14 protein-coding genes are annotated in these 17,919 nt (G+C 61.5%); 10 read left to right on the forward strand and 4 right to left on the reverse strand.

Features of this window, described 5'->3' with window-relative positions; genetic code table 11:
- Positions 1-18: 18 nt before the first annotated feature.
- Genes ACBG85_RS29115 through ACBG85_RS29130 form a run of 4 tightly spaced genes read left to right on the forward strand, consistent with a single transcriptional unit; the run spans position 19 to position 7,269 of the window.
- A complete protein-coding gene (locus ACBG85_RS29115; RefSeq protein WP_256933097.1) occupies positions 19-2,514 on the forward strand; it encodes an ATP-binding protein in 2,496 nt (831 codons plus the stop codon).
- Entirely contained in the window at positions 2,511-4,859 is a 2,349-nt protein-coding gene (locus ACBG85_RS29120; protein ID WP_182262174.1) for a hypothetical protein, read from the forward strand. The genes ACBG85_RS29115 and ACBG85_RS29120 overlap by 4 nt, the downstream gene beginning before the upstream one ends.
- Positions 4,859-6,577, forward strand: coding sequence for a peptidoglycan DD-metalloendopeptidase family protein (locus ACBG85_RS29125; RefSeq protein WP_182262173.1), 1,719 nt, complete (start codon positions 4,859-4,861; stop codon positions 6,575-6,577). The genes ACBG85_RS29120 and ACBG85_RS29125 overlap by 1 nt, the downstream gene beginning before the upstream one ends.
- Positions 6,578-6,588: 11 nt before the next feature.
- Positions 6,589-7,269: a hypothetical protein gene (locus tag ACBG85_RS29130; RefSeq protein ID WP_182262172.1), complete on the forward strand. Its 681-nt coding sequence runs from the start codon at positions 6,589-6,591 to the stop codon at positions 7,267-7,269.
- A 176-nt stretch (positions 7,270-7,445) separates the two neighbouring features.
- Here the strand turns inward: ACBG85_RS29130 and ACBG85_RS29135 are convergent, their stop codons facing one another.
- Complete coding sequence (locus ACBG85_RS29135) at positions 7,446-7,865, reverse strand: SMI1/KNR4 family protein (protein ID WP_218694653.1); 420 nt, start codon at positions 7,863-7,865, stop codon at positions 7,446-7,448.
- 487 nt (positions 7,866-8,352) lie between these two features.
- On the opposite strand from ACBG85_RS29135, the gene ACBG85_RS29140 reads away from it, so the two are divergent.
- A complete protein-coding gene (locus tag ACBG85_RS29140; RefSeq protein WP_182262170.1) occupies positions 8,353-8,811 on the forward strand; it encodes a hypothetical protein in 459 nt (152 codons plus the stop codon).
- Between the two features lie 790 nt (positions 8,812-9,601).
- The gene (locus ACBG85_RS29145) at positions 9,602-11,959 is read left to right on the forward strand and encodes an FtsK/SpoIIIE domain-containing protein (protein WP_225320448.1); all 2,358 of its coding nucleotides are present in this window, start codon (positions 9,602-9,604) and stop codon (positions 11,957-11,959) included.
- Between the two features lie 2 nt (positions 11,960-11,961).
- Here ACBG85_RS29145 and ACBG85_RS29150 read toward each other — a convergent pair whose 3' ends face one another.
- Positions 11,962-12,876 carry a nucleotidyl transferase AbiEii/AbiGii toxin family protein gene (locus ACBG85_RS29150; protein ID WP_182262168.1) on the reverse strand — a complete coding sequence of 305 codons (915 nt, stop codon included), beginning with the start codon at positions 12,874-12,876 and terminating at the stop codon, positions 11,962-11,964.
- A complete protein-coding gene (locus ACBG85_RS29155) occupies positions 12,876-13,673 on the reverse strand; it encodes a type IV toxin-antitoxin system AbiEi family antitoxin domain-containing protein (RefSeq protein WP_125053277.1) in 798 nt (265 codons plus the stop codon). Before ACBG85_RS29155 ends, ACBG85_RS29150 begins: the two co-directional genes overlap by 1 nt.
- Positions 13,674-13,895: 222 nt before the next feature.
- On the opposite strand from ACBG85_RS29155, the gene ACBG85_RS29160 reads away from it, so the two are divergent.
- Positions 13,896-14,261, forward strand: coding sequence for a hypothetical protein (locus ACBG85_RS29160; protein WP_182262167.1), 366 nt, complete (start codon positions 13,896-13,898; stop codon positions 14,259-14,261).
- Between the two features lie 26 nt (positions 14,262-14,287).
- On the opposite strand, the gene ACBG85_RS29165 is transcribed toward ACBG85_RS29160, so the two are convergent.
- A complete protein-coding gene (locus tag ACBG85_RS29165) occupies positions 14,288-14,767 on the reverse strand; it encodes a helix-turn-helix transcriptional regulator (protein WP_011331701.1) in 480 nt (159 codons plus the stop codon).
- A 173-nt stretch (positions 14,768-14,940) separates the two neighbouring features.
- On the opposite strand from ACBG85_RS29165, the gene ACBG85_RS29170 reads away from it, so the two are divergent.
- The 3 genes from ACBG85_RS29170 to ACBG85_RS29180 all read left to right on the forward strand — a co-directional run bounded on the left by ACBG85_RS29170 (position 14,941) and on the right by ACBG85_RS29180 (position 17,913).
- Positions 14,941-16,482: a hypothetical protein gene (locus ACBG85_RS29170; RefSeq protein ID WP_182262166.1), complete on the forward strand. Its 1,542-nt coding sequence runs from the start codon at positions 14,941-14,943 to the stop codon at positions 16,480-16,482.
- 131 nt (positions 16,483-16,613) lie between these two features.
- Positions 16,614-17,252: a hypothetical protein gene (locus ACBG85_RS29175; protein ID WP_182262187.1), complete on the forward strand. Its 639-nt coding sequence runs from the start codon at positions 16,614-16,616 to the stop codon at positions 17,250-17,252.
- Positions 17,245-17,913: a TetR/AcrR family transcriptional regulator gene (locus tag ACBG85_RS29180; RefSeq protein ID WP_256933098.1), complete on the forward strand. Its 669-nt coding sequence runs from the start codon at positions 17,245-17,247 to the stop codon at positions 17,911-17,913. The genes ACBG85_RS29175 and ACBG85_RS29180 overlap by 8 nt, the downstream gene beginning before the upstream one ends.
- The last annotated feature ends 6 nt before the right edge of the window (positions 17,914-17,919 follow it).

Raw genomic sequence — 17,919 nt, forward strand, 5'->3', positions numbered from 1 at the left:
GAACAGCCAACTCTGTCGATGGCAGCAAATATCCGGTGGACGAAATCCGGTGTCGTGTGGGCCGACTACGTACTGAGCGGAATGGACTACGGCTACCGACCCAACGTCGACAAGCGCACCGCCCGGACTCTGCACACGATGCTCGTGCGCGCACTGCCCGGCGAATCGATGTTGATGGGCATCGCGTCGTCGCTGAGTGCGGAAGCGGTCGTGGCGAGGATGACCGAAGGGGTTGATCTCGACGTCCACGCAGACTGGGCGATCGAATGCGAAGCGACCCTCGACTCCATCGAGCTCTATCGCCCCGGCCAACGAGTGTTCTATCTGAGCATCCCCCTGACAACGACCGGACTCGCAGGACAGGCAAAAGCCGCCACGCACGCGGCATGGACGTCGCTGTCGGACTTCATCGGACTCCCTCGAACCTCCGTCCCCGAAGACGAGGTCCGGGCGCGTATTCGCCAAGCGGATCTCATCGTCGCCGATATCCCCGCAGTCTTCGAAGCTCGACCGGCAACACCAGCACAGATGGTTTGGCTCTGGCAGCACTCCATGACCCGCGGCCTCCATGTCGATCGAGACATGCCTGGCGCCGCGTCCACGCCTTCCCCGAAATCGGGAGCGGCGCTCGCCCCAGCACGACTCGACGAAGGCGCGCAATCAGATCGCGATGCGCCCACGACTTGGTGGCGTCCGAAGGTTCCCATATTCAGTCGAGTTCTCAAGGTCGACCAGCCCTACGACATCGATGATCGGCCGGCGTCGTACCAGGTGATTCTCGCGCTAGCGGATATGCCCTCCGGTGGTGTCCTCTTTCCCGGCTCGGAATTCTTTTCCCTGGCGGATGACTTCGGAGACATCGACGTCGATTTCGTTGCTCGACTCAAGGTGACAGCAGGCGCTGACGTGATGCGTGCGAACAAGCGTGCGCTGGAAAACCTCAAAGAACAGTACGAGCAGCGGGAAGGCGAGCTGGCAGGCGGACAGGGCGCCCTCGATATCGCAGCCTCTGCACTGACCGAGTACAGCTCGCTTCTCGAAACCAACCGTGACGAGGTCGAAGTCGCCTGGACAGCGCTTTTTGCCGTAGGCGCGCCCACCGAAGAGCAGGCCCTCGCTGAAGCCCAAACAGTGAAGAAGTCCTTTGAACATCAGGACTACAAGCTGGTCGCGCCGCTCGGATTTCAAGAGGACTTGTGGTGGGCGATGATTCCCGGCGTTCCCTCGTCGAAGATCGTGCGCGAATTCGGGCACATCACCACCTCGACACATTTTGCTGCCTACATGCCGTTCACTCGCAACGATCTGGGCGACAGTTCCGGACCTCTGCTCGCACTGAACATCACGGCAGCCCGGATCGGTGCGGTACACAACGACATACTCGGTAAGTCCCTCCGCGACCAGTCCTCTTCGTGGGCTGTCACCGGGGAGCTCGGATCCGGAAAGTCCGTCACCATGAAGGTGATTGCCGGTCACGTCGTCGACTGCGGCGGCCAGGTCATCGGTATCGATCAAAGTGACCTCGGTGAATACGCCAACTGGGCTCGGGCGGTCACGGATGCGGTCATCGTCGATCTGGTCGAGCCCGATTACAGCACCGACCCACTGCGGATCTTCCCGCCCAACATCGCGGCGGAGATGACGCAATCGGTGATGCTGGCGTTGCTGCGAATCCAGCCGACATCAACGCACGGCAAGGCGCTGGCCAAGGTGCTCGAACCGTCCTATCGCGCGAAGCACCCCTACGCAGGGCTTGGCGAGCTCACCGAGCACCTCCTCTCCGCCGACTGCCTGATCGACGGTGCCTACGACCTCGGCGAGGAGATGAACGTCTACGCCCGGTTGACCTATGCCGCAGCGCTCTTCGCGAAAGACCTTCCGGCATTGCCGATCACCGCGCCGGCGATTATCTTCCGCACCCACCGCGTGGAGCTCCCCACCCAGCTGCAGACAGAGAAGCAGCACCTGTACGACAATTTGCCGCTCGAGAAGCGATTCGGTCACGCCGTCTACACACTCATCGCGAAGATCGCCCGCGGTCAGTGCTTCGCCGACGCCGACCAGATGGCGCTGTTCCTCGTCGACGAAGCTCATCACCTTCTCAACGCCGACGACGGTATCGACATCGTCGAAGATTTCGTACTTCAAGGCCGAAAGTCCTCTGCAGCAGTGGGATTAGGTGATCAGGACTGCGCGTTCGGGACGCCGAAACTTCGCGGCCTCATCAAAACCCGATTTGTTCATCGCCACACCGACGAAGGCCTCGCCAAGCGCGCGATCGAGTGGCTGGGCCTGGACCCAGAGAACCAAGACCTAGTCAAAGAGCTCACGGAGCAGACAGCGCCGGTCACGGGAAAAGACGGCTACGTCGAGCCGCACCGCCGAGGCGAGGGCTACATGCGAGACGGCAGCGGAAACGTCGGCCGCATCAAAACTCTTCTCCCCGCCACCGAATCGCGCCGTGAAGCCGCGCTGACTACCCCGAAAGACAACAAGAAGCTGGTGAAGGCATGACCTCGACCGCGGCGCACCCCCTCGACCAGGACGCTGTCGAGGGCAGTCCCGAAGCCCGCGAGTACTTCAGCGTCCGCGCCGCGGTCACACACTCACTGCGTTGGCTCCTGCACTCCGCCAGCCGGATCGCCCAAGCGTGGATTCCCGAATCCTGGTTGGTCGTCATCATGTACGTGAGCAAACCGATCTCTCGCTGGCTGTGGTCACGCTGGTGGAGCCGCCTGCTCATTCGGGTGGCCGCGGGATGGCACGCTCTTGGTGCACTTTTGCTGATTTTCGCTACGCCCGCGGCTGCGGACCCCAGCGGAGGAGGAGGTGCATCACCGTTCTTCGCATGGATGGCGCTCAAGGACACGCACGGAATCGACGCCTGGAGCTACTTCCTCTCGATCGACAAGGGCAACGCCTCAATGGGCGGCGGCTGGAGAATGATCTGGGCGTACATCATCACCCTCGAATACGAGGTCTTCCGATTCATGATGGCGACGGCGATCTGGTTCATCACTTACGCGTTGTCCTTCGACTGGATCGAAATGATTCTCACGCCGGTCCGCACCATCGCAGACTCCGTCACCTCGATCACCGACCAATTCGCGCTCACCCCACTGATGTTGACCATCGCCGGATTCAGCGTGGCCGTGTGGTTCGTACGCGGGCGCTTCTCCACGGGCATCTACGAACTGCTCATGTCGTGTGTCATCGCGGCCGCGGCCGTCGGATTTCTCGCCAACCCCCTCGACCGGGTCGTCGGTAACGACGGCCTGGTCTTCGCTGCACGCGATGCCGGACTCGAAGTCGCGTCGGGACTGGCGAACGGTGGAAATACCAGCGGCAACGCCGATCAGCAGATCGACACCATCAAATCGACCCTCGTAGATACCTTCCTGCGCCAGCCCACTCAGCTGATCAACTTCGGGGTCGTGCTTGATGCGCCGGACAACAACGGCAAGTGCGTCAAGGAATTCGACGAGGCTTACGCCGCGACCCCGGACGGGCCCGGGGTCATGGACAAGGTGCAAGAGAAGGTTGGTGACATTCTTCCCGGCGCGGGGGCGGCCCTGGATCTGCTCAATCCGGATGACAAGCCTGAAGATCGCATCAAAGACGCGATCGCGGCGTGTGATGGCGATGACGGTCCGATGAAGCAATACGCCGACAATCCTGGCCCTGGTCAAGCGATGGGTCTGCTCTTCTTGATCTTCGCCGGCACTCTGCTGATGCTCTTCGCGATCTACCTGGCGGGCAGGTTGGTTCTCGCTGTAGGCGTTTCGATCGGCAACGCCATCAAATCCATCCCTGGCATCGTCGTTGCCATCGCACCGTCGATGCGTGGACAGTTTTGGCGCACGATCGCCAACGTCGCGATGTCGCTGCTGCAGATGATGTTTTCCATAGTTTTCCTGGTCGGATACGTGCTCGTCGTCCAAGACCTTTTCGCTTCAGACGAATCGAATCTCATCCGCACCGTCTTCTTCGTCGACATCTTCCTGATCGTCGCACTCCTCCTCTTCCGTCGCGCGATCAAGGGTCTGCAACGGATGTCGGACAGTCTGGCGTCGATTTTGGCGAAGCGACCCGATGCCGCACCGACATCCATCACCAGATCTACCCCTACGTCGGGTCGAGATATCGCGTTGATGGCTGCGCAGGGCCGGCAGATCTACCGTGGCGGCAAGGCCGCGGTCCAGGGCGCAGGCAAGATCGCGAAGAAAGCGACCACATCGACCAAGGCCGTTGGCTCAGTAGCTGGCACAGCGACGTCGACTGCGGTAACGGGAGGCGTCGCTGCCGCAGTCTGGGCGGGCACGAAAGCAGTCTCCGGAGCGAAGAAGGCCAAGAAGTCGATCGACAATCTCTCCGACCCGGCCACGATGGCCCGTTCACAGTCCTCGGGTTCACGGTCCTCTACGAGCTCACCGAGCCGTGGAACCGGTGCGGATAGCGCGGCGGCCGCGGTGCGCAGTCGACTTTCGAAATCGGCTGTCGCAGACAAACCGGGCATCAAGAAGTCGATTGGCACGGCGCCGTCGGGTCTTGCTCCGGAGCGTGGACAAGTTCGCAGTTCAGCATCGAAAACCGTTGCACCAGACGGTCGGGCCTTCCGCGAATTCACCACCGATTCCGGTGCGCCGCTGCTGTTGCCCACCACTCCCACCCGCGCCCCGAAGGCGCCGAAGCCAACCGCCGCGCCGGCACGTCCGCCCGCCGCTCCAGTTGTTCCCGCCGTCAACATTCCCACCGGATCCGGCTCCAGAACTGCCGGACTGATGGCGGCGGCAGCTCAAGCAGGAGCGGGTAACGCGAGGACCCCGCAGCCGAGCTCGCTGACCCGGCGGCCTCGCTGATGACGCTCCTCGCCGCACCACCATCCCCCGATTCGGAAAGTTCGTCGAAGAAGTGGTGGTGGTGGATCCTCATCTCCGTGCCGATCGTGTGCATGGTCGTGCTGATGGCGCCGATTCTCGTCATCTTGTCCCTCACCGGTGAGGACACCACCTGCGGTCAGCCGACCGGTACCGACATTCGTGCAGACGGATCGTTGGTAGGTCTGAAACCCGGATCTCTGGCAGTTCCGATGGCCGAAGGTACGTACACGATCAGCTCGCCGTTCGGCATGCGAGAAGGCGGAATGCATGACGGACAAGATTACGCGGCCCCGCTGGATACCCCCTTCTACGCTGCAGGAGACGGTGAAGTCGTCGTCGCTGGACCGGCCTCGGGCTACGGACACTGGATCCGCATCCGGCACACCATCGACGGGCAGACCGTCGAATCTCTCTACGGGCACATGACCGCAGCAGGAGTGCTCGTCAAAGCCGGCGACAAGGTCACCGCAGGCCAACTCATCGGCAAAGTCGGCAGCGAAGGACAATCCAGCGGCCCGCACCTGCACTTTGGTATCTACCCAGGACAATGGTCGATGGGCGGTGGAGTCGACCCGGTTCCCTGGCTCAAGCAACAAGGAACCGCCTCCCCTGCAGCAGCCTCCGCCCCAACTCAGCCCGATGCAGAGTTGGTGGCGAAATCCACCCCCGCCGGCACGGGTGGTCTCAACGCAAGCCAAACGGCGCTGGCGAAACAAGCTGTCGCCATAGGCGAGTCCATGGGCGTTCCTGATCAAGGAATCGTAGTTGCCTTGGCCACCATGAGCCAGGAATCGACCTACCGAATGCTCGCCAGCTCCAACGTGCCCGAGTCGCTGCAATATCCCCACGACGGCGTCGGAAGCGACCACCTCTCGGTCAATCAATACCAACAACAAGTCGGCATCTGGGGCACCGCGGAAGAGCTGATGAACCCCGTAACGGCGAACGTCAAATTCTTTGACGCGTTGCTCAAAGTTTCGGGCTGGCAATCCATGCCAGTCACCGTCGCCGCCCAAACCGTGCAGGGATCGGCTCACCCGGAGGCATACGCCGACGACGAAACGCTCGCTCGGCAACTAGCTTCGCAGTTCAAAGGTTCAGGCAAAGACCTGACGCCGCAGGAGCTGGCAGACATCGTCAAGGGTGGCGCCGCAACAACGATCATCGACGGCGGCGCCTGCGCGCCTGGGACCTCGAACCCCGGTGGACCTCAGTTCAAGCCGGGTGGGCCGTTCGGAGCGAACGTGATCGCTGCGGCCTCCCAATGGATCGGAACAACGTACGCGTGGGGAGGCGGAGATCAGAACGGTCCAACGAAAGGCATCAGTGATGGTGGCGGGGCAGGAGATGCGAACGGCGATTTGAACAAGGTCGGCTTCGACTGCTCAGGCTTGACGTTGTACGCGGTTTACCAAGCCTCCGGTGGCCAAATTTTGCTCCCTCACTTCACCGGAAGTCACTCCAACCCCGGCCAGCTGTACGACTCCCGCGGCCAAGACATTCCGTTCGACCAGAAGCGCCCAGGTGACCTGATCTACTTCGGCGCAGGCGGCGACACCCATCACGTCGGCATTTTCTACGGCACCGAAAACGGACAGGACATGTTGCTCAACGCCCCGGAATCGGGGAAAAGCGTCTCGATCATGCCGCTCTCCGGCTGGGCCGGCGAAGAGATGTACGTCAAACGATTCGGATAGGAACCTTCATAATGATTACTCGCAAACGCTCGATTGCTCTTGCTGCTCTCACATCTGCCGCGTTGGTACTGACAGCGTGCGGAGGAAGCGACGAACCCGAAGATCATCCGGTGGAAACGAGCGCCGAATCCGACAGCTCGTGGACGGTACCGCCACTCCCATCGACAGACGTCCTCGCTGAAAGTAGCCAATCCGGCTCGGCGCCGACGACAGTTCCGTCGCCGCCGACCGCCCCTCCAGCCCTGACCACCACTCCGCCTCCAGCGCTCCCCGACACACTGGCCGGAGCCAACGAGAACGATGCAGAATCGGTCATGCTCGCCGCCGCTCGCACCATGCTCTCTTACGCCCCAGGCAAGGACGTAAACCAATCCGCGGCAGCTCAACGGGCGGCGCCACTCCTCGACGAGAGGTACTACGCCGCGAATGCCGACTCATTCATTGCGCTTGCACCGATCACCGGTAAGCAATGGCAGAACTGGGCAGACGACCACGCGATCGTCATTGCCACAGCGAGCATTGCCGGCGACGAACACCCTGCTGATCAACCAGCCAAAGTTTCCCGTGTGCTCGCAGTGACACAAACTGCCACCGGACCTGATGGAAAAGAACTGAGCAAAAACACCTTCGCCGTCTACATGAGTGCCGTCAAAATCGGCGTCTGGCGTGTAAGCGCAGTAGCCGTCCGATGAACTAGTGCCCCGTCGAGGGGGCGACATGCGTGTATCCGTAGGCCGGCCCCAGCCACGACGCCCGCAACGCCTTCGATCATCTCGGTGACAGGTCCGGTCGTTGGGGCGACCACCGCGGACATGCAGCCCGCGAGGGCGACAAGAGGCAGCCGGCATCGCGCGGATGCCTTCGTGAGTCAGTCGTCGACGTTCTCCTCCAACAGCGTGCGGAAACTGGCAGCCAGTCGAATAACTGTGTTCGCGTTGTCATGGTCGACCAAGCGCACGCTTCCGTCCGCAGCGATCCAGATCGGATTCCCCGACCCGTCGTCAGCGAACACCACCCCGTCGATGAGGGCGCCGTATGCGTCACGTGCCCCAATGGTCAGCTCGATGCATGTCTCACGACCGATAAGTTCGGCGTTGTCCCATGCGTGCACTGACACGCCCACGAAGCATCCGCCCCAACGTCCCACGAACTCGGTGAAGTCTTTGTCCGGGACGATGTCGAGTGCATGCAATCGCGCGTGAAGCTCGTCTGCCGGAATCGGACGACCGGGACCGTAGAAGTCCACGGTCCGCTCGATGCGAGCGACCAACCCGTTTCCGAGAGCCATATCGGAAACTTACTACCGGCGCAGGACACTAGGCCCCGACATCTCAAACTGACGGCGCAGCTGCTGCATCGCTTCAAATCCGCGCGGGTAATGCTGGCTCCCCTCCCGCACTAACGCTCTGGCTGCGATCCGGAGAGGAAATAACTGCTCGATCTGTTCGCCCCGGTGTTGTTGCCACAGCTCGACCACGCGATCTCCGCGAGGTCGGGCTCATGACGACTTTCGGATTGCAGGATCTCGCCAGCAATGTACGTTGACCAGCTCGAATGATCGTTGGCAATAACGGCCAGTGCTCGGATCCGAACATCAGCGTCGAACCCCGCCACCCGGAGACCACCGCAGATCGCCGCGCTGGATCCAACGAGTCGGCATCGGCATGTTTTTGCGTCGGTCATCTGTCTGATTCGGGCAATGCCGGCCGTTACGATCGCACCGAGCGCGAAGCTCCAGGCCGAGATTCCGGCGCCGCTGTGAGGGAGGGGTCAGGATGTTCGGTTGGAAGAAGAAGCGCAACGATTCGAAGATGACGCTCGACGATGTGATGTCGAAGCTCAGGCCTGACCTGAGTCGGGAATCGCTCGGCGTCGGGCCCGACTTTCCGGGCGTCGCCCCGAACCCGCTCATGAGCAGTGATGCACGCAAGCGCAATGCGGAACTGCGGACGGGGGTGCTTGCGCTCGGCGTTCTCGTCGACTGGCGGGAGGTCAACAGCAATCCACGCGTGGTCCTGATGTTCGACGTGGAGACCTCCGACGGCATCTTGTTTCGCGGTATCGCAGACGAAGACCTCACGATCACCGAGCTGACACGACTCGCCCCGGGACAGACGTTGCCCGTGCGCTACCGGCCGGCCGTCATGGACCACTACGTCGCCCTTGCCAGGGACGCGGGCGCCGCCCATGTGCAGCGGCTCTCCGACGAGATCGCGAGCCGCAAGCGGACCTGAACTGAAGCCATTGCCCGGGACCCCTAGGCGCGACCCGTCGCCTGGGTCAGGGTCGAAAGGCATCTGCAGGACCGGCGAGGACGTTCCCCAACTTGTGTGCCGAAACTTGCGATGCGGGAATCTGCTCGAACTTGTGTGGGTGAGACTCGCGCGAAACAGCTCGCGACCGGACACATCGCAGGCTGTTGAACAACAGGTGCGTGGCCGTTGATTGGCTAAGGGGACGGGCTTGGGACGCCCACGGGAGAAGGTTCTTTTCAGATTGTCTGTTGGCTGAGGCGTGGGATAGATGGACGGCTCGGATCCTCGTTCCGGAGCCCCGCAACCTGCTGAGCAGCGCGAATCGGTGTAGTTGCCGGGGAGAGAATTTATCCCCTACGCGGGGGGGTCGCTCCGATCCATGCTCACTTCGTTGCGCTGTTCGGAGCGTAACCCACGTGTCAAGGGGTGACGGTGTCATTTCGCTATTGATGTGAGCGCGAGTTGTTCTACGAGTTCCGCGAAGGGGAGTTGCCGTGGGAGTGCCATGGGATGCCTCCCATGAACATCTCACTCGTGGTGCATCTGATGCGGGGCGGTGTCGGATTTACACGTAGCTGTTCCGGCTTGAGTGAAAGTGGAGAGAGATTTCTTCGGCCGCGATGTCACTCAGCTCGGGTTGGCGGGATCTTCCTGCGAGTAGAAGAACCATTCGAGGCAACTGCGCGTGCGCGCGGTTGGCCGACCACAGGAGGAGCGCCATGCAGATGCAGACCGGATTCGATCGCCGTCGGGTGATCGGGGGTCGGCGATGACGAGTCCTGCGCAGGAAAAGGCTCCCGCCAGATTCGCTCGTACCCCTCGCATAAGTTCACTGCCGGCGCGGTCGCGGACTTGGGTTCGCGACAGCTTCTGCCTCGGAAGCGCGGCAGTGGGTGTCGGCGCCGGGGCGCCGCTGTTCGGGTATGCCGCCTTGTCAGTTCCGGCGGCCGCAGGACTGTCGATAGGCGCGGTGTACGCCGGAGTCGCGGGGAAGAAAAAACAACTGCGCGATGTCGAGGTCGACGAAGTAATCGAACGACTCTGCCCAGTCATGGGAATCCCGGAAGCGACGCGGGCGGTGTTGTCGGTATCGAAGTGGAGCGGAGGGACTCCGGGCGTGCCGGGAAAACTCACCGTGTATTACACGTCGGCGCAGCCGCTGAACGACGACACATGGTTCGACGACATTTGCGAGGTTTTCGAAGACCAGGGGTGGGGGTTCTTTGCACTCGCCGAGCACGATCCCAACCGTCGGCGGTTGATCTTCACGCCCGCAGCGGAGCCGGAACGAGAGCCCTCTGACAGTGAAGCGGTGGCGCGTGCAAAACGCTATGTCGGGCAACTGCTGGGACCGACCGCAACAGTGACTGCGATTGATGTCGATACCAAGACAGGTGAAGTCACCTCCATGATGGTGCGGCACGAAATCGGATCGAAGCTCGTGTCTGATGGCTATCGCACTCGTGTCGAACGCGCGATCAATGCGATGTTCCCCGGACGCTGGCGTGCAAAGTGGAACCATCACACGGACGAGGTGACGTTCGAGCAACGTGCTGCGTTCCCCGACAGCGTTTGGCTGCCCGCCCCGGACATCGACCCGGATGTCGATTTGTTGGCCAGCTACGACTCAGTGGAGATCCCCTACGGGGTCGACGAAGACGGCAACGAGGTGGTGTGGCGCCCCGCGATCGATCCGAATCTGATGCTGATCGGACCTCCCGGTAGCGGCAAGACAGTGACGGCACACAACCTGTTGGTCAACTTCTCGCGCCGCGGATGGCCGATCTGGGTGCTCGATGGAAAATATGTCGAATTCCTCGGCTTCCAGGACTGGCCCAACGTCCAAGTGGTCGCCACGACCATCGAGCAGCAAGTTGCGATGGTGCATCGTGCACGCGACTTGATGGAGTACCGCTACCAGAAGATCGTCACCGGCGAGGCAACGGAAGCGGATTTCGAACCGGTGCTGGTGTTCCTCGACGAGTGGGCGGAATTCCGCGGCAATGTCGAAGACTGGTACACCTCGGTCAAACCGAAAGGCGGCCCGAGACAACCACCGGTGCTCGCCATGCTGGCGTCGATGGCACGCAAAGCGCGTACCTCGCGAGTGCATCTGGTCTTCGGTACTCAGCGTCCCGACGCGATCTACTTCCTCGGCGACATGCGCGACAACTTCGCGATGCGCATCTCCATGGGACGGCTCTCACCTCAAGCGGCCACCATGATGTGGCAGTCTCCGACGATCGGCACGAGCGTTCCGCGCAAGTGCCGCGGGCGAGGCACCACTGTCACCGACAACTATCAGCCGCTCGAAATCCAGTGCTACCGCGTGCCGGATCCACGAAAGACCCGTGACGGTACTCCGGACGCCGATCTCCTCGACAGGCTCCGGCCACCGGTGACCAGACACCCGCGGTTGCTGATCGTTCCTCCGGAATCTCTCCCGGACATCGACGCCTCCGACGAAACGTCAGAACCCGCACCTTTGACCTATTTCGACTACGTCGCCGCTGACTGGGTCCTTGCCAGTGACCGGCCCGACCTCGACCCGGTACTCAAGCGAGCACGGATGAACCGCGATACCGATCGCCGAATCGCATCGCCGACCGCATTGTTGGGTCTGTTGGGGGCGCCCGAAACTCCGACGAAGCGACCAGCGATGGCGGACTTCGTCGACCTCGACACCTACCGCAGACCGACGCTCGCGAAAAACGATCCCGCAGCTGCGGCGGCGTTTCTCGACAAACTGGCCGATCCTGCAATCCGAACAGAACAGTCGAACCTCGACCAGACCCGAACCAGACTCACCGTCGTCAAGGAGGCGGTCGATGATGCGGCTCTAAGCGAGGAATCGGACTATGCATTCGCCAGTGGAGACGAACACGAGGACCAATACGGACCTGTCCAGGATGTTCGCGCCGCTGACGTGGCACTGGGTGATCTGTTGTTGATGGAGGACACCGACGAGTGGGTCGTTGTCGACACCGAACCCGAGCCCGACATCATCGAAGACTCGTTGCTCTCGTTGACCTGGCGCAGTGACACCGACGAGGTGGGCGATCTTGCGATTCCGGACAGTTCCTACGTCTCGATCCGCAAGCCTGTTCAGGTACCTGAACTGGTGTGACCTCAGTCGAGCTCGGCCGGCACCCACTGCCGCGCGGCGGGGTCCCATGTCCCTGTGGATCTCCGCCCCGACAGCAATGGAGACAGTGCACGGCTGAGCTCGGCGAGTGCGTCGTCGAGCGTATGAAGCTCGGATTTCAACGATGTCTTCGACGCGAGTGCACGATAGCCGGCGGCCCAGCTCGGCCCGGGAGATGCAAGCGTGTGGGGGAGTGTGAGCACGCGGCGGGTTTGTTGGGCCCGTAGTGCGTTCACAGTGTCTTTGGCGTCGACCGTGCATGAGGTGATGATGAGTAGCAGATCAACGAGATCACGGAATCGCGTTGAGGGAGTGACCTTCTGAGGCCCGTGAAGTTCGTACATCGCGCACAGTTTGTCAGCGATCTGGTCAGCGATAGGTACGACCGTGAAGGCCGGCAGCGTCGAGACGTCTGCGATCTCGACGGCAGGGCGGGGCTGTAGTCGTTCCACCGGTCCGATCAAGGTGCGTTCGATCGCAATGTCGATCGGAAAGTTTCCTACGCGCGTAGTGCCGAGATAAACGGTTGCTTTCAATTGAGCACCCCGACTGACGCCGGTCAGTGATCCTTTCGCCTCGATCTCGAAAGTGAACCGGTCCAGGTCCGGGCGGACGCTTAGAGCTCGTAGTTCGTCGACGGCACCGATGATGTCTGTTCCGGGATGAAGCAGATCGACGTCTTGGCTGTGACGGGCCCCAGGGATGCGAACGAGCATTCCACCGCCTCCGGTGAGGATCCACCGCGAATCAGGTGACGAGAACACCCTCGCCAGGAACCGCTGGGTGAAGTACTCGCGTTGAAGTTCCTCAGTCGTGCGACCGGATGTCTTTGCCTGGCTTCCCAGGCGTGCCAGCAGTGCCCGGTGAAATGCTGCTGCCGACGGATAGTGTTGTGCCACTATACGATTCCTTGTTTACGCAGCGCGCGAAGTGCGGCGGGCAGGGCGGGATCACGCAGAATATTCAGGACGCCGGGACCGTGCCCGACCTCGCCAGCGGCTTCCTCCTGGCGAGAGGCTCTCGTATCGGTCGGTGCGGACCTCAGGTCCGAGGCGGCGACATCGTCGATGAGGGCGGCGATCAACCCTGCTCCGTCACCGAGGGGTGCGCCGTAGAGGTGCGCAAATGGGCGCAGTTCGGACTCCAACTGCCCCCGCGAGACCTGATCGGTGCGCAATGCATCCCACACCACGCCAGCGAGGTGTCCACCGTCTGTTCGAGAAGATGCGAGGTCGACGATCGTCCTTGCTGTCGTCGTGACGGGCAGGCCATCGAGTAGAGACCAGTGTGTGGGGTCCAGCGTGGCGACGTGGAAACGGACTCCGTCGCTACGTGTGTTGCGCCGGCGCGGAACGGTGAACTCTGCAATGTCAGCATCGATGTCGCCGAGTTGTCTCAAGTCGGCAGCCGTTCGATGAGAGGCGACCCCGCGGGGATCGGCACTGCCGATGCGCTCTGTCGCCGAGCGTGTCGGGTCGAGTGCAAGCCACTGGGCGCGCACGTGATCGGTGGGGTGAATCGGCGTCCCTGTCAGCCGGTACACGCCATGTCTGATGCGGGTGAGGATGAATCGGTCTGCCAACCGCTTGAGGTGTTGCGCACTTACGCCCGACTCGGCGGCCTGCGCTGAGGTGAACATACCCCACTGGTCCTGGGCGAGGTCAGCCAGCGCCAGGAATCGATCATCACCTTTCATGCACCAATAATATCACTCTAGGTGTAATTATCGACGACCCAAAACGGAGTTTTAGTGATACTGCCCCGCATCGGACGCAGACCGAAAGCGTGTCAATCACCTGCCCGTCACGTGCGCCGCCCAGGGGCCGAAATTTGTTTGCCGACTCGTGTCACACAGGACGTCTCGACCGGATCTTCCTACTCGTAGAAGCCCAATTCCGGCGACACGAGGAGATCGGTCATGTTCGAGAGCCAGTCAGAACCCCAGCGGCCCACCGCGGGTACGGCGAACGCGGCAGGACTGTCTGACGCGGATCAGATGTCCCTGCTGATGGCAGCCCCACTGATCTTCGGGATCGTCGTCGGCGCCATGCCGGCCATGTCGGCAAGGGCCACGGCCTGGCTTCTCGAACACAACATGATCATCGCCGCAGCGGAATCGCCCTTGCTGGCCCTTCCTGGAGCGGAAGGCGCTGGCCTCGATATCCGCCGGCTCATCGTCGTGGCCGCAGTGCTTGCGGTAGCGGTAGCCCTGGCGGTCAGCGGCTTACGCCAGGCAGTTGATCGTCGTCGTCAGCAGCGGCTGCGAGTGGGTGATCAAGGGTGAGGAAACTCGCAGGTCCGGGATGCGCGCTAGCTGGTCTTGGGAAGGGGGCGGAGAGGTCTGGTTCGGGCTCGGATGAACGCGGCACGGATCGTCTGGATCTCCACATGCAGAGCCTCGCCCAGTGCGGTGGCGTGGCGATCGGCGAGAGTCCCTTCGCCGCGCTCGATCCTGCCGATCGTCGTGGTGCTCAGGCCTGTGCGGCCGGCGATATCCTTCTGGGTCATTCCCGCGAGATTGCGCAGGTCAGCGATCGTCCTGTTCTTCTCTGGCACGACGATCAGTTGATCAAGAGGGATGCCGAGTTGCTCAGCGGCGCGCGCCAGATGGTCAGGCGACGGTTGCGATCGTTCGGTTTCCCAATTGTGAACGGTGGTCGGGTCCACGCCGATTGCGCGGGAGAGGTCGCCACGGCTGATCTTGGCCGCGGTTCGAGCCTTTTCGAGGGCCTTCGGCTGGAAGCCGTTCAAAGGCAGTCTCACCTGGATTGTCCGTTCATCGCTGGACATCCTATTGAAGATGTAGATACCATCGTTGCATACCGGGTTTAGATTCCAGTGATAAACACCAGAACGGCCTCAACCAGCGACCATTCGCTGTTCTCGACCACCCGGTGCGCTCGAGTACGAACTGTTCACACGTACATGCGGCCTGACCAGCCGCTAACGGAAAAGAGCTTCCGATGACCACCAGCACCGCAGCACCACAACGCACGTCCGAAATCTCCAGCAGCCGACGCGGCTGCCGTTCCTCTGCACGCCAAGCGTCGGTAGCTAGACTGAATACAGCCGGAATCCCCGCCCGGTCTACTACACCCAGTCGCGACGACGGGTGGTTCCAGACATCGCGACAATCGGGTTCAGGGGGACGTGACGGGCAGGCTTGGACACCTGCCCGTCACGTCGATACATCAGTCGACCTCGCAGACGTTCGCTACCACGTCAACGCTCTGATGTGCGCCGGAATGACAACCGAGCTGATCGCTCAACTTGCATCACTGCCCGTCGAAATCATCCGGGCGTTGCGCAAGACTTCCACGACGTCAGCACCACAACGTGTCGTCGACGCCGTCCTTTCAATCACCTTCCGCCCCAGCCGCGGCCGCGATCTCACGCCGGCGGTGGGAGCACACCGACGTCTGCGTGCACTCAACGCAATGGGCTATGGAGACGGTCTCCTGGCAGCTCGTCTCGGCGTCGACATCGACGTCGTCACTGGCATGCCGACCAAGAGCCTCATCTCCAGTGGGCTATGGAAGGCGATCGCCGGTATCTACGACGAGCTGTCCATGCACCCGGGCCCGGATGCCGAAATTCGTGACCGATCACGCGCGGATGGCATCGTGCCGCCGCTCGGGTGGGACGACGACGAAATCGACAACCCCAAGGCGCGGAGTCAGGAACGAGTTCAACCGCGACACGGTGGGGGAGGTGTTCCCGTTGACGAGGCAGTCGTGATCCGCCGGCTCGGTGGGGAGCAGTTGCCGCTACGCCTCTGCGAGCGACGCGAGATCGTGCGCATTGCGTTCGAACGAGGTTGGTCTCCTTCCGAGCTCGCGGCACGGCTTTCCATCAAATACGACTCGGCAGTCACCGAATTGAGCCGCTACCGGCGCGCACTTGCACGTGATGCAGCGGCCAACAGCGATTCATCGACAGAAGAGAGTGGCCCACAGGAAACGGCCGCTGAAGTCCTTGGTGTTCGCGAAGAATCCGACGAACTGTCTCCTGTCGAGCCCCTGTCGGGTCGGGAGCTGGAACCGATCTCGCTCGACGAGGAATTGCTGGAAGATGCGACATCGAGCGCTCGCGCGTCCGCCGCGCTCAACCGGAGGGTCGAACGAGTCCAGTTGTCTGGTTCTCGGTCGGGACATAGGAATGGCGCGACACCGCTCCGCCCGCCGCGCCACATGCTGCGCACTCTGAGTACGCGGTGCCCCCGTGTAGGCCCTGGCGGCATTTCCCGCCACACATCCAGCCGAGACATACTGCGTCCCAATCCGATTGATCGATCCATCAAGCCAAATCAACATGTAGACGATGCAATGCTGCGCTCGCCATCGGCGCCCGCACGCGCCTCGCGGCGGCGAGGTCTCTTCTTCGCAGGGGCCGGCGGGAGGGCATTCACATACGGCCCGGTGGATGGTCAGCTGCGGCGAGAGGTAAACCGTGGCAGTCAACCGCAGGGATACTTGCGCCCGATCGACATTGCCGACACCGGCTGAAGTACATCTCGGCAAGATCTCCATTGGACGCTGAAAAGCGTTTCTTGACAGCGGATTACAAAATCGCATCACGTTCTATTCATATACAGACATCTCCGGTCTCGACCCGAGACCCCAGACGGGACCTGCTCATGAACACGACATTCGCCTCCGCGCTCAACACCATGACACCCGGCGACGCTGTTATGTGTCTTGCTGCCGGAACGGTCGAGCTTGCTCTCGATGACGCACCGGAATCAATGCGCTGGCACTGGTTCGCCGATCTCCTCGACTCGCAATGGGGGTTAACCGGCAGGCTCGCGCCCATCGTGACCGAGCCGGTCATGTCCGAACTGGAGCAAGCTGCCCGTATGTGCCACGCCGCAGCACAGCATCCGCTAGACCCGCAGGTCTGGATATCGGCATACCAATCCACAACAGCGCTGGTAGAAGACCCTGCGGTGATCTCAGCAGACGCCCTGCACCTCGCGCTCTCCGCAGCCAACGACATCGCACTGGAAGCAATGGACACTCCGCATCCTGATTTTTCGGTCGCCGTCACGCTGGCATTCGAAGCGCTGACATCGGTGGTGGCCGTCGACCGCGAGGTGTCCAGAAGTTGGATTCTGACTGCAATCGGAGAATGGGTCGCGAGGACAGAATCGGATCAGTCAGGCCTCCGATCTGCACAATCGCGCACTAACGCTGACAATAGGCAGATTGCAAATGCTTCCGTTGTTTCTGCAGGATGTAGCGAGAAGACACTGCTGAAAGTGAGAGGGAATGCGTGAAACCGTCGTCCAATCAGAGCCGATGAGTCCAGGTCATTTCGGTTCACCCAGCCCATCCGTCGTCGGGGGCGCGGTCAAAGGAAGGCGACGGCAGAAACGGGCGGGGATTACTCGCGAGAAAATCGTCGACGCCGCCGCACGTCAGTTCGATGCTTGTGGATTTGCCGCGGCAAGTATCAACACCATCATCGAAAACGGGAACCTGACCAAAGGTGCAATATATTTCCATTTCTCTTCCAAAGAGGAACTGGCACAACAGGTTATCGAACGATGGTCAAATATGGTGAATGACGAGTACGTGGCTCTCGGAGAGGCTGGTGATAGGTCCCCCTACCGCCAGCTGGTGCGGTTCTGCAGCGAGATGGCGCACCGTATCGATGCCGATCCCATCCTGCGTGCTGGGTTACTTCTCACTGTCGAACCATCCGTTACGGGCGGGAAAACTGCATATATGAAGTGGCACAAGAGCATTGATGAATTGGTTGTCCGCTCCATAGAGTCAGGCGAGATAAGCGACCGTCCCGCAAGCTACCGACTATCTGATCAGGTGTGCGCGACATTCATTGGCGGGGCTCAACTTCATTCGGTTGATGTGGGCTCACCCAATCTGCGAACACGGATAGTCGACGTGTTCGACGGACTTACCGGCGGTCCGGACTAGCCGAAA

The organism is Rhodococcus sp. NyZ502 (assembly GCF_041464245.1).
In the GTDB taxonomy this organism is placed as follows: Bacteria; Actinomycetota; Actinomycetes; order Mycobacteriales; family Mycobacteriaceae; genus Rhodococcus_F; species Rhodococcus_F qingshengii.

Excerpts from the sequence above, each read along its gene's own strand:
- ACBG85_RS29175 (WP_182262187.1), top strand. The coding sequence starts at position 16,614 with ATGAACACGACATTCGCCTCCGCGCTCAACACCATGACACCCGGCGAC.
- ACBG85_RS29130 (WP_182262172.1), top strand. The coding sequence starts at position 6,589 with ATGATTACTCGCAAACGCTCGATTGCTCTTGCTGCTCTCACATCTGCC.
- ACBG85_RS29135 (WP_218694653.1), bottom strand. The coding sequence starts at position 7,865 with ATGGCTCTCGGAAACGGGTTGGTCGCTCGCATCGAGCGGACCGTGGAC.
- ACBG85_RS29140 (WP_182262170.1), top strand. The coding sequence starts at position 8,353 with ATGTTCGGTTGGAAGAAGAAGCGCAACGATTCGAAGATGACGCTCGAC.
- ACBG85_RS29165 (WP_011331701.1), bottom strand. The coding sequence starts at position 14,767 with ATGTCCAGCGATGAACGGACAATCCAGGTGAGACTGCCTTTGAACGGC.
- ACBG85_RS29180 (WP_256933098.1), top strand. The coding sequence starts at position 17,245 with ATGCGTGAAACCGTCGTCCAATCAGAGCCGATGAGTCCAGGTCATTTC.
- ACBG85_RS29125 (WP_182262173.1), top strand. The coding sequence starts at position 4,859 with ATGACGCTCCTCGCCGCACCACCATCCCCCGATTCGGAAAGTTCGTCG.
- ACBG85_RS29170 (WP_182262166.1), top strand. The coding sequence starts at position 14,941 with ATGACCACCAGCACCGCAGCACCACAACGCACGTCCGAAATCTCCAGC.
- ACBG85_RS29155 (WP_125053277.1), bottom strand. The coding sequence starts at position 13,673 with ATGAAAGGTGATGATCGATTCCTGGCGCTGGCTGACCTCGCCCAGGAC.
- ACBG85_RS29160 (WP_182262167.1), top strand. The coding sequence starts at position 13,896 with ATGTTCGAGAGCCAGTCAGAACCCCAGCGGCCCACCGCGGGTACGGCG.
- ACBG85_RS29115 (WP_256933097.1), top strand. The coding sequence starts at position 19 with ATGGCAGCAAATATCCGGTGGACGAAATCCGGTGTCGTGTGGGCCGAC.
- ACBG85_RS29145 (WP_225320448.1), top strand. The coding sequence starts at position 9,602 with ATGACGAGTCCTGCGCAGGAAAAGGCTCCCGCCAGATTCGCTCGTACC.
- ACBG85_RS29120 (WP_182262174.1), top strand. The coding sequence starts at position 2,511 with ATGACCTCGACCGCGGCGCACCCCCTCGACCAGGACGCTGTCGAGGGC.